General features: G+C 68.9%; 21 protein-coding genes and 5 pseudogenes. 12 read left to right on the forward strand and 14 right to left on the reverse strand.

Translation table 11 applies throughout. From position 1 onward, the window contains the following. Nucleotides 1–1,247: 1,247 nt before the first annotated feature. On the reverse strand, nt 1,248–2,150 hold the full coding sequence (locus tag ACWD3I_RS47590; protein WP_365410673.1) for a LysR family transcriptional regulator: 903 nt from the start codon (nt 2,148–2,150) through the stop codon (nt 1,248–1,250). A 188-nt stretch (nt 2,151–2,338) separates the two neighbouring features. Here ACWD3I_RS47590 and ACWD3I_RS47595 point away from each other — a divergent pair, with 188 nt between their 5' ends. The 3 genes and pseudogenes from ACWD3I_RS47595 to ACWD3I_RS47605 form a co-directional block, all read left to right on the forward strand. Further along, a complete protein-coding gene (locus ACWD3I_RS47595; protein WP_365410676.1) occupies nt 2,339–2,635 on the forward strand; it encodes a DUF1330 domain-containing protein in 297 nt (98 codons plus the stop codon). Beyond that, nucleotides 2,632–2,802, forward strand: a pseudogene (locus ACWD3I_RS47600) (SDR family NAD(P)-dependent oxidoreductase); the annotation flags it as partial. The gene ACWD3I_RS47595 and the pseudogene ACWD3I_RS47600, both read left to right, overlap by 4 nt. A 171-nt stretch (nt 2,803–2,973) precedes the next feature. After that, nucleotides 2,974–3,132, forward strand: a pseudogene (locus ACWD3I_RS47605) (alpha/beta hydrolase); the annotation flags it as partial. 110 nt (nt 3,133–3,242) lie between these two features. Here the strand turns inward: ACWD3I_RS47605 and ACWD3I_RS47610 are convergent. Then, nucleotides 3,243–3,581 (reverse strand): hypothetical protein, encoded by a 339-nt coding sequence (locus ACWD3I_RS47610; protein ID WP_365410679.1) that lies wholly within the window; start codon nt 3,579–3,581, stop codon nt 3,243–3,245. Here ACWD3I_RS47610 and ACWD3I_RS47615 point away from each other — a divergent pair. Further along, on the forward strand, nt 3,574–4,467 hold the full coding sequence (locus tag ACWD3I_RS47615; RefSeq protein ID WP_365410682.1) for a LacI family DNA-binding transcriptional regulator: 894 nt from the start codon (nt 3,574–3,576) through the stop codon (nt 4,465–4,467). The genes ACWD3I_RS47610 and ACWD3I_RS47615 overlap by 8 nt on opposite strands. Before the next feature lie 119 nt (nt 4,468–4,586). Here ACWD3I_RS47615 and ACWD3I_RS47620 read toward each other — a convergent pair whose 3' ends face one another. Continuing rightward, on the reverse strand, nt 4,587–5,486 hold the full coding sequence (locus ACWD3I_RS47620; protein ID WP_365410685.1) for an ISAs1 family transposase: 900 nt from the start codon (nt 5,484–5,486) through the stop codon (nt 4,587–4,589). 185 nt (nt 5,487–5,671) lie between these two features. Here ACWD3I_RS47620 and ACWD3I_RS47625 point away from each other — a divergent pair. After that, a pseudogene (locus ACWD3I_RS47625) lies at nt 5,672–5,770 on the forward strand (IS5/IS1182 family transposase); the annotation flags it as partial. Between the two features lie 39 nt (nt 5,771–5,809). Here ACWD3I_RS47625 and ACWD3I_RS47630 read toward each other — a convergent pair. The 3 genes from ACWD3I_RS47630 to ACWD3I_RS47640 form a co-directional block, all read right to left on the reverse strand. Further along, the gene (locus tag ACWD3I_RS47630) at nt 5,810–6,328 is read right to left on the reverse strand and encodes a hypothetical protein (RefSeq protein ID WP_365410688.1); all 519 of its coding nucleotides are present in this window, start codon (nt 6,326–6,328) and stop codon (nt 5,810–5,812) included. 711 nt (nt 6,329–7,039) lie between these two features. Beyond that, nucleotides 7,040–8,599, reverse strand: a complete 1,560-nt coding sequence (locus ACWD3I_RS47635; RefSeq protein ID WP_365410691.1) for a mucoidy inhibitor MuiA family protein — start codon at nt 8,597–8,599, stop codon at nt 7,040–7,042. A gap of 6 nt (nt 8,600–8,605) precedes the next feature. Further along, nucleotides 8,606–10,642: a DUF4139 domain-containing protein gene (locus ACWD3I_RS47640; RefSeq protein ID WP_365410694.1), complete on the reverse strand. Its 2,037-nt coding sequence runs from the start codon at nt 10,640–10,642 to the stop codon at nt 8,606–8,608. Between the two features lie 104 nt (nt 10,643–10,746). On the opposite strand from ACWD3I_RS47640, the pseudogene ACWD3I_RS47645 reads away from it, so the two are divergent. Next, nucleotides 10,747–10,884, forward strand: a pseudogene (locus ACWD3I_RS47645) (IS630 family transposase); the annotation flags it as partial. Further along, nucleotides 10,873–11,010 carry a hypothetical protein gene (locus ACWD3I_RS47650; protein ID WP_365410697.1) on the forward strand — a complete coding sequence of 46 codons (138 nt, stop codon included), beginning with the start codon at nt 10,873–10,875 and terminating at the stop codon, nt 11,008–11,010. The pseudogene ACWD3I_RS47645 and the gene ACWD3I_RS47650, both read left to right, overlap by 12 nt. Nucleotides 11,011–11,277: 267 nt before the next feature. On the opposite strand, the gene ACWD3I_RS47655 is transcribed toward ACWD3I_RS47650, so the two are convergent. After that, the gene (locus tag ACWD3I_RS47655; protein WP_365410700.1) at nt 11,278–11,796 is read right to left on the reverse strand and encodes a hypothetical protein; all 519 of its coding nucleotides are present in this window, start codon (nt 11,794–11,796) and stop codon (nt 11,278–11,280) included. Between the two features lie 234 nt (nt 11,797–12,030). Here ACWD3I_RS47655 and ACWD3I_RS47660 point away from each other — a divergent pair, with 234 nt between their 5' ends. From ACWD3I_RS47660 to ACWD3I_RS47675, 4 genes are all read left to right on the forward strand, one after another. Then, nucleotides 12,031–12,327 carry a hypothetical protein gene (locus tag ACWD3I_RS47660; protein ID WP_365410702.1) on the forward strand — a complete coding sequence of 99 codons (297 nt, stop codon included), beginning with the start codon at nt 12,031–12,033 and terminating at the stop codon, nt 12,325–12,327. A 256-nt stretch (nt 12,328–12,583) separates the two neighbouring features. Next, complete coding sequence (locus ACWD3I_RS47665; protein WP_365410705.1) at nt 12,584–12,967, forward strand: VOC family protein; 384 nt, start codon at nt 12,584–12,586, stop codon at nt 12,965–12,967. Further along, nucleotides 12,964–13,839 carry a sigma-70 family RNA polymerase sigma factor gene (locus ACWD3I_RS47670; RefSeq protein WP_365410708.1) on the forward strand — a complete coding sequence of 292 codons (876 nt, stop codon included), beginning with the start codon at nt 12,964–12,966 and terminating at the stop codon, nt 13,837–13,839. The genes ACWD3I_RS47665 and ACWD3I_RS47670 overlap by 4 nt, the downstream gene beginning before the upstream one ends. Nucleotides 13,840–14,082: 243 nt before the next feature. Further along, complete coding sequence (locus ACWD3I_RS47675) at nt 14,083–14,703, forward strand: LysR substrate-binding domain-containing protein (protein WP_365410711.1); 621 nt, start codon at nt 14,083–14,085, stop codon at nt 14,701–14,703. Nucleotides 14,704–15,297: 594 nt separating this feature from the next. Here the strand turns inward: ACWD3I_RS47675 and ACWD3I_RS47680 are convergent. The 7 genes and pseudogenes from ACWD3I_RS47680 to ACWD3I_RS47710 form a co-directional block, all read right to left on the reverse strand. After that, complete coding sequence (locus tag ACWD3I_RS47680; protein WP_365410714.1) at nt 15,298–16,035, reverse strand: dienelactone hydrolase family protein; 738 nt, start codon at nt 16,033–16,035, stop codon at nt 15,298–15,300. Nucleotides 16,036–16,175: 140 nt separating this feature from the next. Next, nucleotides 16,176–16,499, reverse strand: coding sequence for a hypothetical protein (locus ACWD3I_RS47685; protein ID WP_365410717.1), 324 nt, complete (start codon nt 16,497–16,499; stop codon nt 16,176–16,178). A 694-nt stretch (nt 16,500–17,193) separates the two neighbouring features. Next, nucleotides 17,194–17,412: pseudogene (locus ACWD3I_RS47690) on the reverse strand (rhamnogalacturonan lyase B N-terminal domain-containing protein); the annotation flags it as partial. Between the two features lie 516 nt (nt 17,413–17,928). Beyond that, on the reverse strand, nt 17,929–18,951 hold the full coding sequence (locus ACWD3I_RS47695; RefSeq protein ID WP_365410720.1) for a ribosome-inactivating family protein: 1,023 nt from the start codon (nt 18,949–18,951) through the stop codon (nt 17,929–17,931). A gap of 1,098 nt (nt 18,952–20,049) precedes the next feature. After that, complete coding sequence (locus tag ACWD3I_RS47700) at nt 20,050–20,832, reverse strand: NPP1 family protein (RefSeq protein WP_365410723.1); 783 nt, start codon at nt 20,830–20,832, stop codon at nt 20,050–20,052. 829 nt (nt 20,833–21,661) lie between these two features. Next, nucleotides 21,662–24,487 (reverse strand): FtsX-like permease family protein, encoded by a 2,826-nt coding sequence (locus tag ACWD3I_RS47705; protein WP_365410726.1) that lies wholly within the window; start codon nt 24,485–24,487, stop codon nt 21,662–21,664. 5 nt (nt 24,488–24,492) lie between these two features. After that, nucleotides 24,493–25,197, reverse strand: a complete 705-nt coding sequence (locus ACWD3I_RS47710) for an ABC transporter ATP-binding protein (RefSeq protein WP_329331450.1) — start codon at nt 25,195–25,197, stop codon at nt 24,493–24,495. Nucleotides 25,198–25,280: 83 nt separating this feature from the next. Between ACWD3I_RS47710 and ACWD3I_RS47715 the strand changes: the two genes are divergently transcribed. Continuing rightward, complete coding sequence (locus ACWD3I_RS47715) at nt 25,281–25,901, forward strand: PadR family transcriptional regulator (protein WP_365410730.1); 621 nt, start codon at nt 25,281–25,283, stop codon at nt 25,899–25,901. Nucleotides 25,902–25,993: the final 92 nt, after the last annotated feature.

A 25,993-nucleotide genomic window follows, 5' to 3' on the forward strand; every position in this document is an offset into this window, starting at 1 on the left:
CATGGACATGCCCAGCAGGTGGCCTGCACGGCGATCAGTACCACGATCGAGCGATCACGAACCGAGGAAGATCGGACTTAACGTCCACTGAGACCTCGCCGACAGGGACAAGATCGTGAGACAGATGTGCCGTGTCCCTTCGATGAGACAGCCGGAAAGACCCAGGTCGTTACAGAGGGATGGGACATTCTGAATGCAGGCCTACCTGTGCGGGCGATGGAGATCAGGGTCGCCGCGCACGGCTCGGGCGCCGACAGCATGGTCAACCACAGCCTGTTCGTCGCCACTGCCAACCCGCTCGAGCACCACTTAGATTCAACGGGTTCCATGATTCTCGGAGGGCTTTCCCCTCGAACCCACCGCGGGAGACGACGGATCCGGGAGCGCGGGTACTGTTCGCGGCGGGTCCCGCCCGCCACACCGTGCCGTGCCAGGGGCGGGAAGTCGACCGAGCTCGCGGCCGGGAGATGTACGAAGCGTCGCCCGGGACGGGCGGGCGCTGCTGTCGGGGAACCGGGCGGCCACACCAACTGCCCTGCCGCTGGGCGTAACAGGCCACCTCGCCCGTAGTTGACCTGGTGGGTCGGCGAAGTGCACCGCGAGAGCGCGGGACGTCTTGCCCCGCGGGGCCTTCGCCTTGCCTTCCAGGATCGGACGGCGTCCGTGTCCTTGGCGTCTCAGAAGAGCTGGCCTGTCAGGGAGCATCCCGAAGAGTGGGCGCGGTGAAGAGTTCCGCCCATGCCTCCACCCCGTGCACCCTCCACGGCGCGGCCCGCGGCTGGCCTCCTTATGGCCGCCGCCGATTGCAGCGCAGCCGTTCCGACTGGACTGTGCAGGGCCGGACTTCGCGTCCGGTCTCGTGCCGCTGGACGTTCTGGACCCCGCCGGCTCCTGGGCCAGCTCCAAGGCCGGCCTCGGGGAGCAATGGAACAGTGGTTGGAGTTAATCATTGACCGACGTCTTGGACGCCGCTGACGGCGGATACTCCCGCCGGGTTACCCGTGCTTGGCCGGTTCGGAGTCGGCGAAGGCCCGGTATCCGCCGAGATCTCGGGCTTGGCGAGGACGTCGACGCGGTCTACGACTCGGACCGGACCCGGGGCCATCATCGGGTGCTGATCCGCCGGCGGTGGCGAGGTCGTGTCGGACATGCAGCAAGACCGCCGTCGTCATCACCGCGAAGTCAGGCGGGCGCAAGGTGTTCGGCCTCGCCACCGCGGGCGTCCGTCGCGCTTGGCCTCTTGCGCGTCAGCCCGGCAGCCAGTGCAGTTCGTGCGCCAGGGTTTTGGCGACGGCACGGATGCGGCGGTGTAGCGGCGACTGCTCGCGGGGGAGGACCAGGTGGATCGTCAGGCTGGGCGCGTCCCGCAGCGGTCGCCAGGTGAGACCGGCCGGTTGTGCCGTGGCCGCGGCCTCTCCGGCCGGGGCGAGGGTGACGCCGTCGCGCAGGTCGCGCTGAGACATGTCGAAAGAGACTGTGGGCGTGTGGAATCGGGGGTGTGGGCGGGTGTCTCGGAACAGTGCGGACAGCTGATCGTGGATCACGGGGTTGGCTGCACGGTCCGGGAGTCGCAGCGGATACGCGGCCGCGTCGGCGATCTCGATCTCCGGGTGTTCGGCCAGCGGATGGTGCTGCGCCAGCTGGACCCCGACGCGCATACGCCGCAGCAGGAACCGGCGCACGCCACGGCCCGGCTGTTCACCGCGGGTGATCCCGGCATCGATACGGCCCTCGGCGACCGCGGGGGTGATCTCCGGTGTCGCCATCGGGACTGCGCCGACCTCGAGTCCGCTGGTGCCGCGGATCAGCCTGTCCACCAGGGCCGGTACCGTCTCGGCCCCGGCGCTGAGGCTGTATCCGATGCGCAGCGTGCCCAGTTCACCGGCCGCCGCGCTCCGGGCGGTGTCCCATGCCCGGTCCAGCGCCGCCAGCGCGGGTGGCGCGGACTCCGCCAAAGCCGCACCGGCCGTGGTCAAGACGACGCTGCGCGTGTTGCGGATCAGCAGGGCCGTACCGAGTTCCGCTTCCAATCGGCGCATGCGGGCGCTGAGTGCGGGCTGTGCGATGCCGATCCGTGCGGCTGCGCGGGTGAAGTTCAACTCCTGCGCCAGCACCAGGAAGTACCGCAGGCTCACCGTATCCGGTGCCACGCGCCCTCCCGGCCGATTGATAACGATCCGTTCTGAGTCTATCCGTTACCGGTCTTTCCCTCGCCCACATATCAAGCTCTAGCCTGCGCATATGGCGATTCAACTGGCCGCAGTACCGGTCGCCGGGAGCGATCGGTCTGCGTGTCCATTCGACGTCGGACGTGTCCGGCCGAACACAGGAGGTTTCCATGGCTAAGGGCTACTGGGTCAGTGTCTACCCCGCCATTTCCGACCCTGAGAGGCTGACTGCCTACAACGAGCTGGCCGGTCCGGCTGTCCAGGCTGAGGGCGGGCGCGTCCTGTCCCTCCTTGGCGGTCGAGTCGTCGCCCACGAGGCCGGCATCGCGCAACGCGTCGTTCTGATCGAGTTCGACAGCTTTGAACAGGCCGTCGCGGCATACGGGAGCGAGGCGTACCAGAAGGCGCTGGTGGCCCTCCCCGACGGCGTCGAGCGCGACTTCCGCGTCATCGAAGGCATCGACTGACCGTCAGGTCTGGTGGCGGGGTGTTCACCGCCATCTGCTCGGACGCGGGAGTGCAGGGCGCCGAGGGGTTCGCCGCCTACTGCGCGCCGAAGCATGGCGTCGTGGGGCTGGTCCGCTGCCTGGCGCTCGACCACGGTCCCCAGGGGGTGCGCGCCAACGCGGTCTGCCAGGGCTTCTATGCACGTGTACTGGAACTGCCGTTCGCCACGGTCGTGTTCGCGGCGCTCCTGGAGTGGCTACGCCGGGCTGGTGGCGGCGGCCGGTTTTCGACGGATCGCGCTCCTGCCTGCCCATTGCGTCATGAGGAACGAGGATCCAGGATCAGGAATCCTGTTACCGACGCGTACGCAAAGGCCTTGGAGGCCAGGCGCGTTGTGGTCACTCGCCATGCCCTCGAGGGCGTCGACCATTACTTCGGCCACACTGGCCCGGTCGAGGCAGGAAGAGGCACCATCCAACTGATGGCCACCACCTTGCGCACGGCACTCAGCGCCTGACAACGCCGACCGGGCACTCCAGGAACAGCCGCGCAGTGTTGTGTCGCTCGGCTAACCCCAGCGGGTCCTGCCGCGCTGCACCGGGACGTGCAGCAGGTCGGTACCCAGGATCATGCGGCGGAATAGCCGGATTGCTGAGCGCTGTCGCGGAGCGGACGCCGCCAGGTGGCGTCGGACACAGCGGCCGGGCCTCCCGGGCCGAGGTGGGTCGCGACCAGGACGCGGGCCCCGGACTCGGCAGTGATGGGGCCGAGTCCGGCCACGTCGGTGTGGGTGGCCAGGATGTGGTCTATGAGCGTCTGCGGCAGGCCCAGACCGGCGAGTCCGTCGGGATGGGCGGCCTCGTGCACCAGGACGTCCGCGTCACGCGCCAGCGCGATGACGTTGGGGGAGAGGGAGTGTGCCGGGATGGGCCGTTCTGGCCGGGTGACGTTGAACGACGTGGCCAAGGCGTCCGGCGTGTCACGGGCGACGGTGAGCTTCGTACTGAACGACGACCCGCGCCAGACGATCTCCGAGTCGACCCGGGAGCGGGTCCTGGAGTCCGCCCGCGATCTGGGTTACGTCGTGCACGGGATCGCCCGCGCCCTGCGTGAGGGGGCCTCGCGCATCGTCGTGCTCCACGTCGACCGCGGCATGGAGGGCAACTTCTCCCGCAGCTACGTCCGTGGCCTGGACGAGGAACTGGCCGAGCACGACCATGTCCTGCTCGTCCGGCACGGGCACGAGGCTCCCGAGGCCACGCAGAAGATCCTCGATGCCATCACGCCCCGGGCCGTGCTCCGGCTGGGCGAGGTCTACATGCACGGGCACGAGCCCATCGAGAAGGACTGGGAGAACGGGTTCGCCGCCAACGCTGCCCTGCAGATCGGCTTCCTTGCCGACCGCGGACACACCCGGATCGCCATGGCCATGCCGGACCACGACTTCCCGCTGACCGAGGCCCGCCTCAACTTCTCCCAGGAGGCCGCCCGACGCCTGGGACTCCCGCCCTTGGAGCGTTTCGTCGTGCCGCGGCCACGCGAGGCCGGCGCCGCCGCCATCCAGGCGTTCCTGGCGGACCACTCGGACGTCACCGCTGTGGCCGCATTCGACGACGACATCGCCCTGCGCACCCTGACCGCCCTGCGCGACCTCGGGCGGCACGTGCCCGAGGACGTGGCCGTGATCGGATTCGACGACACCGAGTACGGCTCCCTGTCGACGCCCGCGCTCACCACCGTCCATATCGACGCCGAAATCCTCGGACGGATCGCCGCCCGCAACGCGCTCGGCCTTGACCCGGGAAGCCTGGCACCGGTGCCAGGCCGGATCGTGGCCCGCGGTTCCGTATGACGGTCGCACTGCGGCACGCCGTCATTCCTCCCTCTCGAAAGTCAACTACCCGGTCGTGAACGGCCGGGCTTGCTGCTCGAGTCATCACTGGGTGTGATGGGTACGGCTGCGTCCAGTACTCACGCGATGAGGGTGAGTGCAGGGGCCGTTGGCTGGGCCCCGCAGACCCACTGCATCCAGCCGCGTTGGCGGATGTTGGGGGAGGCGTTGTGGTCCGCGTGCTCAACGAAGCCGTAGGACCGGCAGGTGAACCGGGCTTGCGAGGCCCGGTTTCCGCGTTCGGTGTGGTGGCACTTGGAGCATTTCTTGCGGCCGTGCCCCTCGCTGCGGTCGTAGAACTTCGCGGTCACCTCCTTCCAGGGCAGCATGTGCAGCCGCTCGCAGCGACCGGCCTGGTTCTTCTTCACGCACAGCGCGTAGTGCGCCTTCTTGTCCTCGACGAGGAAACGGGCGTGGCCGCCCTGGGCGTGCAGGGCATCGGCCGTCACGGTCACCCCGCTCAGGTCGAACGGGGTCAGCAGGCCGGCGAAGCAGGTGATTTCATTCGTCTTGCCCGGGCCCCGCAACTGCGTGACGGTCAGCCCGCGACCGGTCATCGCGGCGAGCAGATCAGCGGCCGGGATGTCACCGTGGCGCGAGCCACGGGCACTCTTGCCGTCCACGGCCAGGGTGTCGGCGCCGGACGGGTCGCATCCCAGCAGGTCGGCGAGGCCGCCGGGCCAGACTTGGTTGATGATCCGGCGGAACGTCGCCGTGCTCGGCGCGACGCGCACCGCGAAGGCGGACACCCTCCGGGCGCCGAGCCGGGCCAGGGTGTCCTGCGGAGCGTTGCGCGGCCACTGCCCGATCGCCGCGAAGGACCGGGCCCCGCACATGACCGCGGAGCAGGCCATCAGCAGCACGCTTACGAACGGGTGACGCCTGCCGCGCCGGTCAGGCGGATCGGGCAAGGCCGCCAGCCGGGAAGGCAGGTTGCCGATCACGCGGTGCTGACGCGAGGGCGACTTGACCAGACACACGGCGGCAGACTGACGGCACAACGAAGCATCTCCGGGCGGTGCAGGCGACTTGGTAGGTCACTGGCGTCAACCGGAGCTTCGTTGCATGCGTGGTGGCCCGCCACATGATGCCGTGACCTGCATGGATCCTTGATCGACAAGACTTTGAAACCGCCCGGAGTACGTGGCCGTCATCTACAAGGACGCTCAAGGGTTCCAGAGCGGTGGCGACTCGCTACGACAAGAGGGCTAACGTCTTCCACGGGACAGTCACTCTTGCGGTGATGCGATTGTGGCTCCGCTCCCTGTTTGAGCCACCCCGGTTGATGTCCTGGAAAGCTGCCTCAGTCGTCAGCGGCGACGATGAGCGTGATCCGCCCAGCCGAGCAGTCGATGAGCACGAACTCGTGGAAGTAGTCGTGCACACGTCCCCAGTCATGAATCGCATCATCACCGAGTTCGCTGAGGTAGTAGATGCCCTCGGCTGCGGCCAGGCGGGCGAACACCTCCCGCTGCAGAGCTGCCTCCAGCTCGGTGGGCACGTCCCAGAGCGGATCCACCCACTCCCGCAGGATTTGCACCGCGTTCTCGTGGCTGATGGGCTCGTACAGGTCAGGAGTGATCAACCGCAGCCAATACGGTCCGTGCCGGAGTCCGTCCGGCAGCACTCCACCACCTGCGTAGTCGTCCCTGAACTGCTCATGCCCAATCAGTGCGGCAAGCAGCCCTCTATCGTCCAGGGGCTCCGCAGGGAGGCGGAACTGCTTGACGTCGACCCACCGAAACCCGTGCTCCTTCGGATCCGGGACGTAGCGTCGAAAGTTGATGAAGACGCTTTCCTCGTGAGCGAGCCCGTTGTTCATGGCGCCAGCCTAGAAGGCAGACAACGGAGCCGAACCGCCTTGCCGGACAAGGCCAAGTGATCTCGACCCTACCCGCTGGGATCAGTCCTCTTTCGTCCTGCTGGGAGGGACCGGGTGGAGGCGTACACGCACCGGGAGGAGCATCGGCGCGGCCCATGTATCGCCGCCAGACGCTGCGTTCGAGGACAGGCCAGCGGCGATGCGCGCATCCGGGACGAAGCGACCTCCTTCGCTGCAAGGAATCCTCACCGCCCTGCGACCCGGATCTACTGAGCCTATGGGCGGGCATACGGGGGAACGCGGCCGCTTGCCCGATCGGTTGACCGCGTCGGATCTGCGGTTGCGTCAGGAGCGGGGCCAGGCCGATCGACTGGTGCGGGCGTTCGAGGGAGTCGGCGAAGTACCGCAGCACCTCGACGTCTGCCATCGCGGAGATGCCCCGCTCCCGGGACCGCTGGGTCCCGGAGTGTGCGGTCAGCTTCCCCGTCTCGACGAGGGCGAGGCCCTGTGCCTGCCGTACCAGTTCCGCGGGCTTCACATCGGCCTCAAGGAGAGCTCACGCAGTGTCTCCGGGATTTCCGGGATTCCGCTCCCACCACCGCCGCGACGGAGACCCTCAGGAAGAGGCGGATCCAGGCGCGGGTGAGATTGAGGGGGCAGGGGAGGAGCTGCAACGCCGCAGGCATGCGGCGATCTGCTCACGGATCAGGCTCAGAGACCGGTCACCTTGCCGCTCGCCGAGAGTTCGTAGACGAGGGTGACGGTGCGGTGCCCGTTCGGCGGCAGGGCTACGTCCCAGCGGGCGATGCCCTCGGCGTCGACCGCGTCGGGGGCGGGGGAACAGGCCTCCTTGCGCAGCCTCACCTCCACCGCGGAGACCTCGGAGACCGGGATCCGTTCCCGCAGTGCCACCACCTGCTCGCTCTGTTCCCCGGGGGCGGAGAAGCGGGACAGGTGCAGGCGTACCGTGCGCGTGACGGTGGTGCGCTGGGTCATGGTTGTGGTGTCGCGGTGCTCCTGCGTGTCGCGGAGCACTCGATAGTCGTCGTGGCTGCCGAAAGCGAGCTCGAGGGGTGCGCCGGGAGCGGTGAAGTCGAGCGTTGCGCGGCCGCCGGATCCGCCGACGCCGACAAGGTCCACCGGGCCTGCCAGGAGCGCGTGACCGGTCGGGTTGTCGCAGCGCACCACGTGGGTGACGAGGGAGGACAGCTCTGGGGAGCAGGTGTATTCGCTTTTCACGGCCGTGGTGGTCGTGGAGAGCGGCACCCGGTGGGCGTGGCCGTCCGCGGGGACGGAGACGGGGGCGGGGGAGCGCAGGACCCGCGTGCTGCCGCCGTCGTCCACTCCCGGCAGGCCGAGCACCGGCGTCGGGCCCAGCTCCGCGATCTCCTCGTCGCGCAGTTCGACGGCGACCGTGCGGCGCTCCTGGGGGGAGCGGTCCGTGAGCGTCAGACGGTCCTCGTCGAGACGGGGTGGTTCGGTGGACAGTGCCGTGCGGGCCGTCGACAGGGTCAGGCGTACGTCGGACCAGTCCTCGCCGGTGCGCTGCCAGACCATCGCGTCGCTTTCCAGGGTGAGTGAGTCCCCGTCGAGCACGGCCCGGTAGGCGGGGCGCCACAGCGCACACGCGGTGAGGTGGGTCAGCCGCAGCCGGGCCGGGCCGGCGACGGCGGTCTCCACGGTCAGTTCGACGTGACCGACCAGTTCGGTGGGCCGTTGTTCGGAGAGCTCGACGGCGCGTTCGGCCGCTTGGAGTTCGGTGGTGAGGAGCTTGAGCCGGGCCTCGGTAGCCCGTAGGTGTTCGCCGTGGGCGTCGCGCTGCTCGTCGACCCGGTCCAGTTCGGCGCTCCAGCGTGTGGTGTCGGTCTCTCCGTGTCCGGCGCCTTCACCGATCTCCCGCAGCAGGTCTGTGGCGAGGCGGCCGAGGAGGCCGAGGCGGGCGCGCAGTCGGTCACGTCGCCGTTCGAGGGCGGCCTGTTCTTCTGTGATGTCGTGAACGCGCAGGCGCAGAGCCGAGTCGTCGGCGCCGGGCAACGGTTCTCGCGGCGTCCATGTGCGGACGATCCTGGCGTCGAGGACGGTCGCCCGGTGGTCGCCGGTCAGCTCGGCGTGGAGGGTGCGGTCGACCGCCAGGGCGCTGATCGGGCCGAGGCGCAGTCGTTGGACGCCGGCGCGCAGGTCGAGCGTGGCGGATCGCTCGATCTGGGCGCGGTCTTCCAGACAGGTGACGGCGGTGACGGGAAGGGGGATCGGCTCGAGGTCCGTGGACATGATCTGTCAGCTCCTGCGGTTGCCGCCGACCAGGGCCTTCGCGGCCGGGATGCGGATCTCGTAGCCGCCGTGGCGGGCGGCGGTGGCTCCGGCGGGCAGCTCTACGCGCCACACGCGGGTGCCCGGGCCGAGGTGATCGGGCCCCTCGTCGTCCTGGGGAACCGTCCAGTCGGCCCGTTCCTCGATCCGTACGTCGGCTTCGGAGGAGACCGGTACCTGTTCACGCACCTCGACGGTGACGGGTCTGGTGAGACGGTTGGCCAGCTCCACGTGGACGCCGTGGTCGAGCACGCTGATGTTGTTGCGCAGCCCTGCCGTCGACTCCTGCAGGCTCGTGCGCCGGGTGACCTGGATGCTGTCCGCCACTCCGAGCCCCATCCGGCGGACGCCGCCCGGGGCGAGGGTGGGCAGGGCGGCGGTCAGAACGAAGTCGTCGTCGACGCCGACCTCCACGGGACCGGCGAGCAGAGCCTGGTCGGTCGCGTTGGACAGCACCAGGGTCTGGTACACCCGCTGCTCCACCGACGGCACACAGACGTACTCGGTGCGCAGACCGACCGGGATCTCGGTCACGGTGACGGTGTGCCAGGTGCCGTCCGAGGGAATGTCGGCGCGGGCGACGGCGTCGTAGCGGTGGTCGAAGGATCCCGCTGATGCACGGGGCCGCGCGGCGTGGCCCGGCAGTGGCAGCGCGGCCACCGCTTCGGCCCGTCGACGGTGTTCGACTGCGACCGGGTCGAAGGCTGCGGCGGGGAACAGCCGGCCCCTGCGGCCGGCGGACTCGTCGGGACCGTTGAGGACGAGCGCGGCGTAATCGAGTTCGGCGCCGCTGGGTTGCGGAGGACCGGCGACCGGCGCGGGTGGGAGGGGACCCGACGGTGCTGCCAGTCGTGCGGCGGGAGCAGCTGCGGGTGCGCCGCCGCGCGGAGGTCCGCTGGGTCGGGGTCGTTCCGCTTGCGCGAACGCGGGCATCGCTTCGAGGCCGCCCGGGGCCGCGGGCGCGGAGGGCGGGCCGCCGTAGGCCGGCGCGGCCGGGGGCAGGGGGACGGGAGGAGGAAGTACGGGGGCGCCGGTGGCGGGCGGGGGAACGGACCCGACGGCTACCGGTAGGGCGATCGGAGTCTGGCGTGGGCCCGCCGCGTCGTACGGGGTGAAGAGGTCGGCGAGTCCGGCCGGGGGCTCACGCCACCCGGCCGGTACGGGGGCGGGCTGGCGGCGTCCGATCCGCAGCGAGCGCAGCCGCGGCACCTCTGTCCGGCGCTTGAGGTCGGCGGTGGCCAGGGCAATGCGCACCCCGGTCCAGTCCTCGCCGCTGCGCTGGGCCACGGAGGCGCGCAGTACGAGGGCGCCGCTGCCGTCACCCTGACGGTAGGAAAGCCGGTAGGCCGGTACCCACACGGCGCCCGGGACCGCGTACTCGATCTCCAACTGCACCTCGCCGGTTCCCTCGAGGCTCAGGGCCGCGCAGACCGTGGTCTGCAGCTGTCCTGACGGTGTGTCGGTGGAGGCCCGGTTCCAGCGGTCCGTGGCGACGGCGAGATCGTGCTCGAGGCGGAGCAGCTCCTCCTCCTGTGCGGCGAGGCGGTCGTGGAGGCCCGTCAGCCGCTCGTCGACGAAGTCCGCGAGCGTCAGCCACGCCTCGGCAGGGGTGCGGCGGTGCGGGTCCTCACGCTTTCGGGCCGGGGGGACGGGGTGGAGATCGGTCATCTCCTTGATCCGCTGGAGGAGCCGGTCACGCCGTCCTCGGGCCGCGGCGCACGCGTCGTGAACCTGTTCCATGGTCTGCCGCAAGCCGTCGGAGGGCTCCGGGCCGGACGGCTCGGCGGTCACCTCCACGCGCACCTCGGTGACTTGTGCACCGGAGTCGCCCACGACGCGGGCGCGCACCGAGCCGGAGTCCAAGGAGCGAGGCAGCCCCGTCACCAGCACCCGGCCGCCGGACGGCACCGTGCCCCGCGCCCGACGGCTGCACAGTGCACCTTGCGCGTAGACCACGACCGTGTCGAGGGCCGAAGCCCATCGCGGTGCCTCTTCGGACTTCATGCACTCAACCCCCGTCGTGTCCGTGCCGGGCGAAGCCTACTGACTTCCTCGGGGTGTTGTCGGCGGGTGGTGACGGGTGGTGATCCCTGCGGTAGGCCGGTGGTGTGCGGTATGCGCAGGGTGGCGGGCTGACCGCTGAGAGGCGGCGGCTTCGTGAGCGGATCCGGTACAAGGCAGGTGAGCGGTTCGGTCGTAGTGAGAGCACTGCGGTGATCGCGAGAGATCTGCGGGTGAGTGAGCGCGGTCGCGGCCAGCGCCAGCGCCGCGATCTCCAGCGTGAGCTGCCGCGCGGCGCCGCCTACAGCACTGGCGCCGGCATCGGCGGCCTCGTCTTCTGGTGGCTGCGCTTCCACTTCCACTTCATCTGACCCCTGCCCGAGTGAGGAAGACGGCCTACCCATCGAGCACGGGCAGGGCCTTCTTCCACAGGGTCGACGACTTCCACCGCCCGAGCCCGCACCGGCCCCTGTTCCCCAGGTGCGCGCCGATTCCACGCTTTCGACGCGAGCGGCTGGTCGACCGAGCGCCCCTGCAGATCGCCGGCCTGTTCCAGGTCGGCGATGACGACGGGGACCACGCGCTCGGAGAGGTGGCAGGCGGCGGCGAGCCGAGACCAGGGCCGTCCGTCGGGACGGTCAGGAGATGTGGCTGACCATGTAGGCGGTGCCCACCCTGTCTTCCTCGGGTGCGTCCGCCTGGATCGTGAGGCCCTGTCCGGCCGTGGTGAAGTCGAACTTGTTCGTCATCGGCTGGGTGCAGTCAACGCGCTCGGTTGTCTTGGCGGTGCCTGAGGCGACCGTGAAGGTGACTGTGCCCTCCCCTGCGCAGGCCAACTCCACGCGCAGGGCGGTGCCGGTCTTGATGGTCTTGTCCAGGTTCTGTCCGGGTATCGCGAGGGTGCCGGACGAGATCAAGCCCTCCTCGTCCGACTCCAGGCGGTCCGTCATGTTGAGCAGGTCGCGGGCTTCTTTGTTCAGCTGCTCCCGCCCGGACGGGGCGGACGGCTGCGCCGTAGCTGCGGCGGTGGAGCTTGCCGTCTTCTGGGGCTGCGGGGCCTTGGACGTCGCAGGCGCATCAGAGCAGGCCGTTGCCATGCCGGTAATCAGCGCGACGGCAGTCAGAGCAGGGCCGGTGTGGCGGGTGAAGCGGTACATGAGGTCCCCCGAAGTGCACTCAGAAGCCAAGCAGGCGTACAGAACCAGGTGATCATCCCGTGTGAACACCCACGGCACGCATGCGGCCTGGACTCCGGTACCAGATTGGTACGCAAGTTCGATGTACTTCGCCCGCTCGAAGCCCTCTTCAGCCGAACACGGCAAGAGATCTAGGCTCGAGCCGGGCCCGCCGCCGCGCTGGCGTTGTCGGTGGCGGCTGCGAGGCTGGACAGCATGAACGGAGATGAGCAACTACTCAACGGCCGCGTCTACGGCCACGATCATGACGACCCCGACCCGGGTCCGCGTCCGGGGCAGGCGTATGCCGCGCTGATAGGCGGGCCGCTGGACGGGCTGCTGCTGGACATCACGGGCTGGCGGTCGGAAGAGATCGATGACGGCGCGGCTTTGTCCACGGAGCTTGGGCAGTTTCCTGGCGGGCGGGCGTTGTACGACCCGCGCCCCGGCGAGCCCCGTGCACCGGGGCCGGGCGTCAGCTGCCGCTTGTACCACTCCGGCGACGCCCCTTGACCGGTGCTCCCATGATGGCGCTCTTTGAATCTCGTCAGGGGGCTCTTGGTGAGACCAAACCTGCTCAGTTGATCTCCCCATCCTTTGCGTGATCTTCCTCGGCGTGCCGGGCTGTACGCGTGTTGCCGAGCCACACCACATGCGCCCGGGATCCGCTGCGGCGGCCCGTCCTGTTACCTTCGCCCGTCGGCATGCGTCATGGGGGTGACGACCGGATACGAACGGTCGTCACACCCACGAGTGAATCGAGATCAGGATGCTGACCAACATCATGTACGTGACGATGTACGTCACCGATCAGGACCGCGCGCTGGAGTTCTACACCGAGGGACTCGGTCTGGAGAAGCGGCTCGACTTCCCGGGGCCCGACGGACGTTTCCTCACCGTCAGTGTTCCCGACAGCCCGGTGCAGATCATCCTGTGGTCGCATGCGCCGGCCGCGGGACAGCCGGGTGGCACGGGCGTGCCCGGTCCGCTGATCCTCGAATCCGAGGATTTGCGAAAGGACTTCGAGGTCATGAGTCGGCGCGGCGTCGTCTTCGAAGAGTCCGAACCGGCGGACTATCCGTTCGGGGTCCGCGTCGAGGCGGTGGACCCGGACGGCAACCGGATCTCGCTGCGTCAGCAGCGAAAGCCGTGACCGCCCACCCGTCTGGCCTCGTGGCCGAGGCCTTCGAGGCCCAGCGCGATCGGCTGCGCGCCGTCGCGTACCGCGTGGTGGGCTCGCATGCCGACGCTGAGGACGTGGTCCAGGAAGCCTGGATGCGTCTCGCCCGCCAGGACGCGGCGACTATCGGCAATCTGGCCGGTTGGCTGACCACTGTGGTCGGGCGAATCAGCCTGGATCTCCTGAGATCCCGTCGAGCCCACCCCGAAACCGCCTACGAGCAAGAGTTCGCGAACCTCGTGGTGACACCCGCCGATCACCCGGCGCCGGACGAGCTGGTCGCGCTGGCCGATTCGGTCGGCCTCGCCTTGCTCGTCGTGCTCGACTCGCTCACCCCGAGCGAACGCCTGGCGTTCGTCCTGCACGACATGTTCGCAGTCCCGTTCCAGGAAGTCGGCCAGATCCTGGGCAAATCCGCCGACGCCACCAAGATGGTCGCCAGCCGTGCCCGCCGCAAGGTCCAAGCCACGGACCGCACGACGGGCCCCGGCCGCGAGCACCGAGAGGCCGTCCGGGCATTCGGCGCCGCCGCCCTCAGCGGCGACTTCGAAGCCCTCCTGCGTGTCCTCGACCCGAATGTGAAACTGACCGTCGACACCCCCCATGGCGTCGTCGTCACCCTCGGCGCCACCAAGGTCGCCGCCGGCGCCCGCATGTTCTCCGGCGAGGTGGCCCGTCAACGACCCGTGCTGCTCAACGGCATCCCCGGCAACATGTCCTGGAGCCCCGACGGAACACCTCTTTCCGTCATCGCCTTCACCGTCAGCGAAGGCCGGATCACCGGCATCCACATCGTGGTTGACCCGGCCAAACTCGCCTCGATCCATCTGCCCGCCCCGGACTGAGCAGGTGCCGTCAGGCTCGACCAGCCAGCGGTAGTCTCACCCCGCGCTCAAGGACTCACCGCTCCGGCGATCGGTGAGTCCTTCTGCTTTCGGCTCCCCACGTTCCCCAGTTGAGTCACTTGGTGAACCAGGCGCGTATCGGTCCGTCGGAAGGCGCAGCCAGCTGCCCGACGGGCAACGCTGACGGGAGCGCGGCCAGATGCCCGGCCGGCTCCTCCTGCAGAGCCGGCAGGCTCGGCGTTCATGCAGCGGCTGAACGTCCGCGTCTGCTTGCTCAGGCAGGTTGGTCGAGCGCGACGTCGTGGACGGGACCTGCGGGGCTTCGCCGCGGGTGAGAGCGGCAGCCTGTCGGTCGGCTACAGCGCGAGCATCGGCTACGAGACCGCGCCCGCCCTGCTCGCTGCCCTGGCCGAGGCCCATCCCGGCATCAGCACGAGCACTCGTCTGCCGCCCACCGCCGAGATCCTGGCGGGCGTCGCCGACGGCACCCTTGACGTCGGCCTGGTCCGCTGCCCGCCACCGACCCCGCAACTGGTCCGCACCCTGGTACGCCTGGAACCCCAGAGCGTCCTCATGCCCGAAGACCATCCCCTGGCCGCCGGTTCGGACATCGACATCGACGCGCTCGCCGACGACACCGTGCTCGTGCACGCCCGCCACGACAACCCCGAGCACTACGACGCGATCACCGGCATCTTCGACCACGCCGGGATCTCCCCCGGCTGCGTGAGCGCCAACTGTCCTTCGACGCCCCCACATGCCCGTCACCCAAGGCCAAGCCGTCTCCGTCGTGGGCGAATCCGCCCGGCGCGGCCTCCCGGCCGGGCTGGTGTGGCGGCCACTGTCCCCTGCGGCAGCCATTGAAATCCCCCTGCTCACCCGCGGCGCCACCGAACGGCCCGCCACCGCGCGGCTACTGCGGCTCGCCTCCGACACCGCCCGCACACACGGATGGCTCCGCTCGCCGTCCTGACCTGCCTACGGCCCGAACCAGGCGCTCCGCACCGCCTCTGGCCTGCCGCCATGCCGTCTCATTGTGGAGCAAGGCGGATCGCGGACATGACCACCGACCGCCCTGCGTAGTACGGGGTGCTCGACGACAGGTTCCGGTACAGAGAAGTGGGCCACGGGTGATAGGCAGTTGGAGACGCCCCACGTGGGTCCCGCGGGGCGGGCGGGATGCGCGGGCTGGCCGGTGTCCACGGTGACGATCGGTCTTGATGCGGCCTTACACGTGGTCGGCAGAGTGTCGCCGCAGTAAATGCGTACATCTCGCCCTGGAAGCCGGAACGGTCCGCCGCAGGTCGCGACAGTCACGGCCTGGGCTCCGTCGCAGTAAATCCGTTATCTACCAAGGCAGTTGTGAATACGTCTCCGTGATCACACAACTGCCCGAATGCGGGTCTGCTGTGCAGTGCGCGACGCCGACGAGGCCTGGCACCAACATGTCTGCCTGGGTCATGCCCCCAGATCCTCCGTCACGGGCAGGCACTCGGCGAGCAGGTCGACGACGTCGCGCCAGGCTCGCTGTGCGTGCTGTGGGTGGTAGCCGACGCCGGGGACCGTGGGGTGGTCGACCGGCGGGTGATGGAAGGCGTGCAAGGCGCCGCCGTAGACCGTGAGGCGCCAGTCGATGCCCGCGGCCTGCATCTCAGCGGTGAACGCGTTTCGCTGCGCGGGCGGCATGATCGGGTCTTCCGATCCGACCCCGGCCCACACCGGGCAGTGGATGCGCGCCGCCTCGCCCGGTCGGCCCGTGGTCAGTGCGTTGACTGTGCCGATCGCGCGCAGGTCGACGCCGTCGCGCCCGAGTTCCAGCCCGATGGCGCCCCCGGTGCCGTAGCCGATGGCGGCGATCCGGTCGGGGTCGGTCCGCGCCTCGGCGCGCAACACGTCGAGCGCTGCATGGCCGATGCTCCGCATCCGGTCGGGATCAGCGAGCAGTGGCAGGCAACGGGCCAGCATCTCCTCGGGATCGCTCAAATAGCGCCCGCCGTGGAGGTCGAAGGCCAGCGCTATGTATCCCAGTTCGGCGAGAGCATCGGCCCGGCGGCGCTCGACGTCGCTGAGCCCCGTGCCCTCTGGTCCGAGCAGCACTGCGGGCCGGCGGTCGACACCGGCCGGGAGCGCGAGGTGCCCGATCATCGTCAGGCCGTCCGCCGGGTACTCGACCGTACGTGTCGTGATCGTCGCCATGAGACTGACTGTACTGATCGTCGAGCCCGGTCCGGTCGCTGTTCTGCCGCTGGCAGAACAGCGCGTGTCCCTCTGGAATGCGAGGGCGGAGCGCTCAGGACTTCAAGATCATCTAGTTGCCCCTTTGGTGAGTACCTCGGTCACATCCCGGGAGTCCGGTGGGTTGAGTCAAACTGAAGCCTGTCCGGCGGGAACTCGCGGGTCGATCTGTGTGCATCACTCTGCGTGTCCGTGGGTTCGGCGGGAATGTAAGGGTGGGCTGCGAGGCGGCGGGCTTCGGCCGTGACCTCGGCATCGATCTGTGCCGCTGTCCTGTCGCCGTTTTCGAGGGTGTCGTACTCGTCGTCGAGTTCGGCCAGCCGTTCCGTAAGTACGAGTTCGTGTCCGTGGTGCTGATGAATCCGGAAGGTGAACTCCCGAGGTGACAGCTCGCCGGCGAGCATGCGCCGTGCGAGCGCGCGCACGGCGGCTTGCTTGCCGGCATCGCTGGCGACTGGATAGAAGGCGAGGCCGAGCTCTTCGAGAGCCTAGGGAGCAATTCGTGCACGTCGTAGTCCGCCTCAGCACGTCTGCAGGCAGCCAGGATTCGAAGGCCGGGGCTGTCGAGCCCGGCGACGAGCGCATCACAGGCTGAGCTGACGACGTCGCGTGTCTGTACTTCTCCGGTGCTCCAGAGAGCGGCATCTTCCTGAAGAACACTTGCTGCTGCCTCGGTCGACGTCACCCGCCCATGATTCCCTGCACGGGATGTCCTGGTTGGGCGGATTTCGTCGAAGTTGCTGTTCAGCGGCCTGTACCAGCCAGGCTCGTGCGGAGTGCGCGTAGCGGATCGCGGTCTTCTCATCGAGTCCGAAGACCTCGGTGAGACGGCGGGGGTCGGGGCTATGGGCGAGGGCTTCTTCGAGCTGCCGGTCGACGCGGAGGTGTTCCAGGGTGGCGGACTGGCCGCGAAGCGGTGTGGTCAGGGAGACCGCGCTGACGGACCGATGTCAAGGTTGTCTAGCGCCTGTTGTGAAAGTGCACGTCACCCGAACAGCAGCACGGCCACCAGTATGTACACCGGAATAGCGAAGACCACGACCAACCCGGCAAGGCAGCCCCATATAGTCAGTCGCATACTGGTTCTCGCGTAGTCATCGCTCTTTGGCACGCCCATAGTCAACAGTGAAATACACCGATTCTCCACCTCCAGAGGAACCTAGCCCAGGGCTCCTGTGTGAAAGTGCAGGTCACAACCACTCGGTGCATGGTGCCGTGCACCACCGTGACCAGGATCGTGCCGCCGGTCTTGCGGATGCTCACCGACGACGTTCCCAGGCCCGTCTCGACGTGTGAGTTCCGGCCGCCGTAGCCCTGGAACTCGGTGCCCTCGTAGACCGCGCGTTCGCCATGTCCCGGACGCTGAATGGCGCCTTCAACCGGACCACCGGGCGAGACCGCCTCGGTGCACTCGGCGAGGCGACCGGGAACGACCTGCCGATGTTCTTCGCCGCGGCGCGAGCGCGGTCATCCACGACTGGCTGATCAACGGCCAGGACCCCCTCGGCCCCGGCGAGTTGGCGGACCGCCTGCTGCGCCTCGCGTGGTCGGGCAAACACCGGCCCACGGCGGGAGGCCGCAGCTCAGCTGGGCGTGGCGACCCTGGTCGGTCTCTGGATAAGGGAACGCCAGGGGCGGCTTCCGTCACCCGGTCAAGAAGCCGCGGGCGGCGACCTGACCGAGCCGTTTGCGAACGGGCAACTCCCCTCAAGACCACCTTCAAGGCCCTGCGGCGGGTCAGCCTCGGCCGGATCACCCAGATCGCCGCAATGGTCCTCGGCGAGGCTCAGCTAACGACGTCGGTCAGAGGGTGGGCAGGACGCTTCGGCAGAACCACCAGTCACGTGACCACTGTCAGAGGAGCAGAGTGAGCGCCAGGATGAGAGCCATGCCGGTGATCGAGGAGAACTGCAGCTCACCGATGGGCGGGTGGACCGGTACCCGGGGGTCGTTCAAACGCCTCTGGAAGTTGTTCCCGAGGCTCTGCCAGTTGTTCTCCAGACCCACTGCGGTGGCGTTCGGCTGGTAGCCCGCACCTTCGATGTTGTTGTAGACGCGGCCGGAGATCCAGTCATTGCGCGCTGCCTCGGAGATGGCCTGGATGACGTGCAGCAGGTCGCGAGCGCGTGAACGCCCCGACGCCTCGCTCCAGGCGAGATTCGTGACGGCGTCGGAAAGGTCCGGGGTGCTCAGCCTCACGGAGCGCCGGGTGTACGCCCTCCCGTCCGCGCCCCTCGCGTACGCCTCGATCGAGTTGTAGCCCCCTTCGAACGGGAGTTGGAGTACTCGGGTCTGCGAGGTGGGCCGGTAGTCCCTCAGTACCCGGTCCTGCGCATTACGGGGCCTGAAGTGGAGATAGGTGTTGCCGCGTGGGACGTAATACCCCTGGACATACAAGTCGCGCGCCCGGATGACCACTCGGATGTCCGCAGCGTCCTCGTGGCCGTGGGTTATGTTGCGGATATTGACGGTGAAGTAGTCGTTCGCGTTGGTCGTGGTGCCATCGACGCTGGGATGAATGCTCCGTGACCTGACCCGTTTGCGGACCGCGTCGATCATCGATTTGTAGCCGGCCTTCCCGTCCTTCAGGAACCAGCCGATGTCGTTGCCGTCGTCGATGACGCTCCGCACGGACGTCTCGCCCCGCCGGGCGGTGCCGAGCGGGGCAACCCCGTGCGGCACGGTGGCGCGTCCATCGGCTACGACGGTGTCTGGCAGGTTCGCCGTGGCGGCGGCCTTCCGCGCGCTGCCGTCCACGGGGCTGAGGTCGGTCGTGGCCAGCCCGAGCGACACTGTTGCCACAAGGGCTCCGGTGACGGCTACGGTCCATCTCCTGCGGCGGGACTCGCGTACGGATCCGCCGGTTTCGCTCTCCATGGCTGTGCTCTTTCTGTGTGCTTCGATACGGGCGCCGAGCCGGATCTTGAGATTTCAGCCTGTCGGCCACCGCGCTCGGGGTCAGTAGTTCTTTGTGCGGTCCGTCAAGCTGCGAAGGCACTGGACGGGCTGAGCTCGTGGCACCGCCCATCGCGTAGGGGTGCCCAAAGGCCGTTCGCGCGGCGGCGGGCAAGGGCGGATGGTCTGGGTATGGCGACTGATCGGCGCATTTGCTGTGATATCCACCGGATTGTCGGAACATCCCGCAGATGTCTCTCCCAGGAGGTGAGCGAACCACGGTCTGGTCCGGGGGCTGCGCAGCCGGACCTGGAAGGGGTACGGCCGGAGGCACGGCGTGGAGCCGGCCGGGGAACTAGCGCACCGTGCGGTACACCGTGCGGCGTCGGCGAGGGAGTGCCGTCTGCCATGACGGAGTCTTGGGCACCGGGGAATTGTTCAGTAGGCCCTCACTGGCACTGAAAAATCGTGCCGGACCGTGTGCGCGCCCGGTCGCGGCCGTTCGGCCGGTATGCGACCCCGGTAGCGTCGTGACAACTGGCTTTTCGGCTGAGATCTCGCTGCGCCGGTGCGGGGCTGAGGTCGCGCCGTGGATCTCCTGAGCAGCTTGCGTGCCCTTGGTGCGTCCCCCGGATCGAACGGCCTACGTGGGACCTGCTGAAGACGTTCGGCATCGTCCTTCTGATGCTGGCGGCAGGCGCGGACGTGCTGTTCGACAGCCTCGACGGCGGTTCGCGGTGGCCCAGCTGGTGGTCCTGCCGATCGGTCCGGCGGCGCTCCGGCGCCCGTCGCGCGGTGGGCGGCATGGCACGCCGTGCCGGAGCGGCTCTCCGCCGGCCGCTGGACATTCAAGCAGGGAGACGCGCGGGAGATCCTGGAGAAGATCCCGGACACCGCGGACTTCCTGTTTATCGATGCTGCGAGCTTCGCCGGCTGGTACATCCGTGAGCTGCTCCCGCGCGTGCGGCCGGACATACCTGTGTGCGTCCACGACATCTTCTGCGGCCGCAGGCCGCTGCCGCAGCCCCCGGCGGACCGAGTAAGGTCCCCGCCGGGGGCTGCTCGGGACGGATCCGTGTGTCAGAACGCGGGGACCGCCGAGGGCCGGGCCTTGTTGATGTTGCTGAGGAAGTTCTTGCCCAGCTGGAAGTTGGCGTGGCCCCAGTCGGTGTCGTTCAGCTTGGACTGCAGGGTGCTGCTCAGCGTGGAGTAGTTGACCAGCGCGGGCGCGTCCCATTGACCGTTGCCCCGGGCCTCCGGCTTCTCGCCCCACTTGGCGAAGCGGAAGGCATGGGTGCTCGCGCCGTCCTTGTGGTAGACGATCTCAACGCGGTTGCCACTCATCGGCACCTCGTTGATCGGGTGCGTGCTGTAGCCACCGTGCCGGGAGGCGGCCAGGTAGCGGGGCTTCTCCTCGCCCTGCTTCTGGAAGACGGCGACGGACTCCCAGTCGTGGCGGTGCCCGAAGCGGTCGCTGCCGTTGAGCGTCTGGTCCTTCTCGAAGTACAGGGTGTAGAGGTACGCGCACCAGCCGTTCTTGCACAGGGACTGCGCGTACGTGTTGGCCTTGCCGAGGTGGTTGGTGCGGCAGCCGCCGGTGATCGACCCGGTGGTCTTGAGGCCACCGTTCACGTTGCCGTTCGCATCGACGGCCGCCGCCGGGAAGCAGCCGTCCGAGTCGTAGTCGAACAGCGGCATGTACTTGTTCTGGAACGTGCTGCCGCTCGACGGCAGCGGGTTCAGCACGCCGGCTGAGGCGCTGCCCTGGAGGCCGACGGTCAGCGCGGTGGTGCTGAGCGCGATGAACAGGGTTGTGCCGAGGCGGCTTCGCGGCTTCCTGCCGCGCTTGACTACGTGGGACATGTGCTGCGTCTCCAGTTGCTCGGTCCGCCGGCAACCCGGCGTGGTCCGTGCCGGGAACTCCGGCGGGGCGAGACCGAGAATGGGCCCTGGGACGTTGTTCAGCAGGCGGCTTGATCAGAATGAAAAATCCCGCACCGAGGGTTGGCGGGCCGTTTCCGATGCCGTAACACACCGCACAACTCGCGGTCGCCCGAAGCCGAAGGATCCCAGGGCCCGCAATCCCCAGGGCGCCGTCGATATCTGCAGGGCGGCCGTGCTCGCAGAAGCATTGCGTGGCGCACCTCTGTCTTGAGGGGCGGCTTTCACGCGCTGCCACGTGGTGGGCACCGGTCCTCGGGAGGGCCCGGGCGGTTCCTCAAGCAGCGCAATCGGTGTCCTTGATGGCGGAGAACGCTGTGGTTGAAGTTTCCCCAAGCCCTCACTGCCCGGCCTTGGGGAAGTTTCACCCACCCCGTCAAGATCACCAACAGCATCCCAAATCAGCGACAGAGCCCGGAAAGTGAGCCAGAGCCCGGACTCGTGAACACCACACGACCGTGGATCGAGGTGCCTCCCGGACCCATGAACAGGTGCTGTCCAAGATCGCGGATTGAGTCAGCGCGCTCTTCATCGCCCCTGCCCACGACAGCATCCCCGTCTCATCGCCGAAGCCGGGCGCCTACGCGGACAACTGGAGGACACCGTCCCGAAGGACGATCAAGAAGTGGAGTGATCCACAACTGTTGACCGTTGCTCTCCTGACGGTTGGCTCTTCATAGCCAACTTTCACGGAATGTGGCTGATTTGTGTCTTCCGCTGTGCGAAGCCGCCGGTGATGGCGGCGGTCGGCTCAGTCGGCGGCGAGCAGGTGGGCGGGGGCGATCCGGGACAGACCGCGGATCGGCACCGTCAGAGCCGCCACCACCAGGGCGGTCGCCGCGAGCGTGGCCAGCAGCGCGGCGCCGGCGACTGTGAACAGGTGTCCGTGCAGCACGCCCTGGCCGAGGGTCAGCACCCCGGCCAATCCGGCCACTGCACCGGACAGGCCGCCCAGCAGAGCCAGTCCGATTCCCTCGTAGAGGGTCAGCTTCGCCAGCTCGCGGTTGGTCCAGCCGGTCGCCCGCAGCACCGCGAGATCGGCGGCGCGTTCGCGCTGCGAGATGACCAGGACGTCGATCGCGCCGGCGGCGCCCAGCAGCAAGGACAGGGCGACGCTGAGGTAGTCGGCCTCGCGTGCCTGCGCCACCACGGCGCTGCCGAGCAGCGACCCGGCCACCTCGCCCCGGAAGGCCAGCGTCAGGGCGAGCAGCACGGTGAAGGCGGCCACTCCCAGCGCCAGTCCTGCCGCACCCAGCAGCGTGCGGCCCCGCACCCGCAGCAGGTTGAGCACGGCCAGTCCGGCCACCGAACGCACCGGGCGCGCGCGGCGGGCCGCCGTCACCGGGGGCCGGACGGCTTCCATCGGTCCCAGCCGGGTGGCGAGCCAGGCGGGGATCAGTCCCGCCGCCGTGGCCAGGAGGAGCGCCACCGGGAGCACGAGGAGTGACTTGGCGCCGGCGTCGGGCTGGCCCAGCACCAGGCCCAGCACGTAGGCGAGCACCGTGCCCGCGGCTCCGGCGGCGAGGCCGATCACCGCCAGTTCGCCGAGGATCAGGCGGAGCACTTCGCCACCGCTCCAGCCGAGGCAGCGCAGCGTGCCGATCTCGGTGCGACGTGAGCGCACCGAGGCCAGCGCAGCCTGGCCGAGGAAGAGCGCGCACACGACGAGGACCAGTACGAAGAGCACCGCGCTCTTGGTGTCCACTGCCCTGAGAATGCGCAGTGCCACGCCCTTGGCGACCCAGCGCTCCGTCACCTGCGCCGAGGCGCTCAGCGTCACGGTCTGCGGCGCGGGCGAGCTGCCGACGGTGACGTCGACCTGGAGGCGGGGGTAGGCGGCCCGGATCGCTCCGGCCACGGCGTTCACCCGCGCCCGGGAGGCGGTGTCGACGCCGGTCACTCCGGCCACCCGGATCCTGATGGCGCTGACCGGCGCCTTGTCCTGGAGGCTCGGGACCCGGCGGCTCTTGGTGAGCGCGGTGATGGAGTCCATCGTGGTCAGCATGGTGGGCGGCGGGCTGACGTAGCCGCCCAGGTTGCGGTCGGGCTGCAGTGGCTTGCCGTGGAGCTCCGCTCGGGTCGCGCTGTCCGCGCCGGTGACCTGCGGCGTCTGGTAGGTCTCCAGCGGGGTGTCGGACAGGGGTGAGAAGCCGGGCAGTTTGCCGGTGTCGTAGCGGCCGACCAGGCGGACGAAGGGATTGGGCAGGCGCCCGGAGTCGACGCCGTCGCAGGTGCCCAGTCCGATGCAGTTCGTGGCGGCGTGGCTGGTCACCTTCCGGTACTGGGTGCCCTGGTGGTTCTCCTCGGGGACGTTGGGGAACGGCTGCTGGTTCGAGTTGGTGATCCACAGGCTGCGCTTCTGCGGCTGCTGTGGCTGTGCGGCGAGGTCGCCGTCGGAGGTCCGGTGGTAGGTGACCGGGCCGACCGTCCAGTAGCTGCCGGTGTCGAACGAGTCCTCGGTCAGTGCCTTCCGGTAGCCCTTGCTCAGGTCGACTCGGGTCCTGCCCACCGTTGTGCCGTGCAGGCTTCGGACGAAGCTGTTGGCTGTCGGGTTGCCCAGTTTCGAGGGCAGCTCGGCCGGGTCGCCGACGTCGAGCCGCTGGACGGTGGCGTCGAGCGTGCCGGTGGTCAGCGGGTTGTCGCTGAGCAGCGCCGGGATGTAGGAGTCGCGCTGTCCGTGGACGCTCTTGGCGGACGACACCGTCCACGGCTTGTCCCGCTCGGTGAGCATCCGGCCCGAGGCGATGGTGTCGCCCAGGCCCACCAGCCGGTCCTCGGCCACCGGGTCGATGGCGGACAGCAGCACGGGGTAACTGACCGGAATGTCGATGGTGGCCTTGTCCTGGCCGGACTGGCAGTTCATCCGCGAACTCAGGTCCGGGTCGAACGGCGACCTGTCCCTGAGGTCCTCGGCGATGATGTTCGGCTTCATCGGCAGTTCCATGTTGAACTCGGTCTGCTCTGTCTTGTTCCAGTTGAAGTAGAAGCAGACGTCGTACTTGCCCTTGATCCGATACCGCTGGGTGCTCTTGTCGGCATCGCCCGTTTCCAGGGTGTCGGACTCGAAGAGGCCGTCCGACTCCGACGCCGACGTCAGGGGGGAGCGGGTGAGGTAGACGTACTCGTCGGAGGTGCGGTAAGTGCCCAGTCCGGAGGTGAGCGTCGGGCTGATGCGCAGGATCTGCCGGGACGCCTTGCCGTCCAGGAAGCGGGACACGTCCACGGTGACGGTGCTCGCCACCATGAGGTAGCCGATGTTGGCGACCGGCGCGGCCACGTCGACCCCGGCCATGCCGTCGATGCGCCGGTACTGGTCCATGGTGATGCCGCCGAACGTGCCGGACAGGAAGTTCGGCGTGACCAGACCGCTCTGCCGCTCCACGTCCGTCTGCGAGTCGGGCGGGCGTACCAGGACGTCGTACGCGGACCGTGCGTTCTTCCGTACCGTGCCCACGGTGGTCGCCTGACTCGTGCTCACCGTCGCGGTCAGCAGGGTGAAACTCGTCGCCGCCACCAGGATTCCGGCGGCCAGGGCCAGCGCCCGCCCGCGCCGCCGCCGGAGCTGATCGAGGATCATCGCTATCACGGGCGCAGGCCCCCCAGCCGGTCCAGCACGTCGCCGGACGGTGTGACCCGCTGGTCCGAGGTGATCCTGCCGTCCTGCAGCCGCACCACCCGGTCGCCGTTGGCGGCGACTTCGGCGTCGTGGGATGCGATCAGCATCGTCATCCCGTAGCGCTCGCGCAGCGACATCAGCAGGTCGATGATCTCCCGCCCGATGACGCTGTCCAGGTTGCCCGTGGGCTCGTCGGCCAGGAGCAGTCCCGGCCTGTTGATCAACGCGCGTGCGACGGCGACGCGTTGCTGCTGGCCGCCCGACAACTGCGAGGGCAGGGCGTCGGCCCGCTGATCCAGGCCGACGGCTTCGAGCAGCTCCATGCCGCGCGCACGGCGGTCGAAGTCCACTCTGCGCGGCAGGACGGGGGCGAGCACGTTGTCCAGCACGGTCAGCGCGGGCAGCAGGTGGAAGCGCTGGAAGACGAAGCCGATACGCCGCCGGTGACGGTCCAGGTCCCGGGGCACCAGCTGTGTGCCGTCGATCTCGACGTGCCCCTCGTCGGGCTGGTCCATGCCGCCCGTCACATGCAGGACGGTGGACTTGCCGGCGCCGGACGGCCCGGTCAGCATCACCACCTCGCCGGCCGCGACCTCCAGGTCGACCTCGTCCAGAGCGGTCAGCCCGGGGTACCGGCGGCTCACCCCGCGTAACGCCACGCTCACAGCCATTGATGCAGCCTCGCCCTCGTACTTCGCGCCACATACATTGTGGCAATGCAGCGGTATGTTGTCACAATGTAGAAGGGACGTATATGCCGCTCCACCACGCCGTGCTCGCGCTGCTGACCCGGCGACCGAATCACGGATACGAACTCAAGGCCCGGTTCGAGGAGGCCGTCGGCCCGCAGTGGGGTGGCCTGAACATCGGTCACCTCTACCAGATCCTCGAACGCCTGGTCCGCGACGGCTATGTCTCGCGCTCGCAGGTCACGCAGACCGACCGGCCCGACAAGAACCTCTACACGCTCACCGAGGCGGGCGAGGCCGAGCTGCACTCATGGGCGACCACCGCCTGGGTGCGCGTCGGCGGCTTCCGCGACGAGCTGTTCCTGAAGCTCCTCGGCGCCGTCGCGCTGGGCCCGCAGGCTCTGACCACGCTGATCGATTCGCAGCGGCAGACGTACCTGTCCGAGCTCGCGGGCCTGGCACGGCAGCGCCGCGCCCACGCCGACGAGCCGCTGGTGGCCGTCCTGATCGACGCCGCCATCGCGCACACCAAGGCCGACCTCGGACTGCTGGACAGCGCCGCACAGCATCTGGGCCCGCTCGCCACGGCTCAGAGCTCGCAGGCGCCGGAGCGCTCACGCTCACAGGTGCAGGGCGGCACCGGCGGTCACGGCGGGATGAGAGGGGACCGTACGGAGTCCGCTTAGGGCGTGTTTTAGAAGGAGTTGGTCTGCTGGGCTGGTCGGCCGGGGAAGTCGCGGGCGGCCAGCCAGATGATGAGGTCGTTGGCGATCAGGCC

It is taken from the genome of Streptomyces sp. NPDC002817 (genome assembly GCF_053592055.1).

Bases quoted from the DNA above. Each gene is read 5' to 3' on its own strand.
- ACWD3I_RS47700 (WP_365410723.1), bottom strand. From the start codon at position 20,832: ATGTCCCACGTAGTCAAGCGCGGCAGGAAGCCGCGAAGCCGCCTCGGC.
- ACWD3I_RS47675 (WP_365410711.1), top strand. From the start codon at position 14,083: ATGCAGCGGCTGAACGTCCGCGTCTGCTTGCTCAGGCAGGTTGGTCGA.
- ACWD3I_RS47705 (WP_365410726.1), bottom strand. From the start codon at position 24,487: ATGATCCTCGATCAGCTCCGGCGGCGGCGCGGGCGGGCGCTGGCCCTG.
- ACWD3I_RS47660 (WP_365410702.1), top strand. From the start codon at position 12,031: ATGAACGGAGATGAGCAACTACTCAACGGCCGCGTCTACGGCCACGAT.
- ACWD3I_RS47695 (WP_365410720.1), bottom strand. From the start codon at position 18,951: ATGGAGAGCGAAACCGGCGGATCCGTACGCGAGTCCCGCCGCAGGAGA.
- ACWD3I_RS47655 (WP_365410700.1), bottom strand. From the start codon at position 11,796: ATGTACCGCTTCACCCGCCACACCGGCCCTGCTCTGACTGCCGTCGCG.
- ACWD3I_RS47665 (WP_365410705.1), top strand. From the start codon at position 12,584: ATGCTGACCAACATCATGTACGTGACGATGTACGTCACCGATCAGGAC.
- ACWD3I_RS47595 (WP_365410676.1), top strand. From the start codon at position 2,339: ATGGCTAAGGGCTACTGGGTCAGTGTCTACCCCGCCATTTCCGACCCT.
- ACWD3I_RS47640 (WP_365410694.1), bottom strand. From the start codon at position 10,642: ATGAAGTCCGAAGAGGCACCGCGATGGGCTTCGGCCCTCGACACGGTC.
- ACWD3I_RS47630 (WP_365410688.1), bottom strand. From the start codon at position 6,328: ATGAACAACGGGCTCGCTCACGAGGAAAGCGTCTTCATCAACTTTCGA.
- ACWD3I_RS47680 (WP_365410714.1), bottom strand. From the start codon at position 16,035: ATGGCGACGATCACGACACGTACGGTCGAGTACCCGGCGGACGGCCTG.
- ACWD3I_RS47635 (WP_365410691.1), bottom strand. From the start codon at position 8,599: ATGTCCACGGACCTCGAGCCGATCCCCCTTCCCGTCACCGCCGTCACC.
- ACWD3I_RS47715 (WP_365410730.1), top strand. From the start codon at position 25,281: ATGCCGCTCCACCACGCCGTGCTCGCGCTGCTGACCCGGCGACCGAAT.
- ACWD3I_RS47710 (WP_329331450.1), bottom strand. From the start codon at position 25,197: ATGGCTGTGAGCGTGGCGTTACGCGGGGTGAGCCGCCGGTACCCCGGG.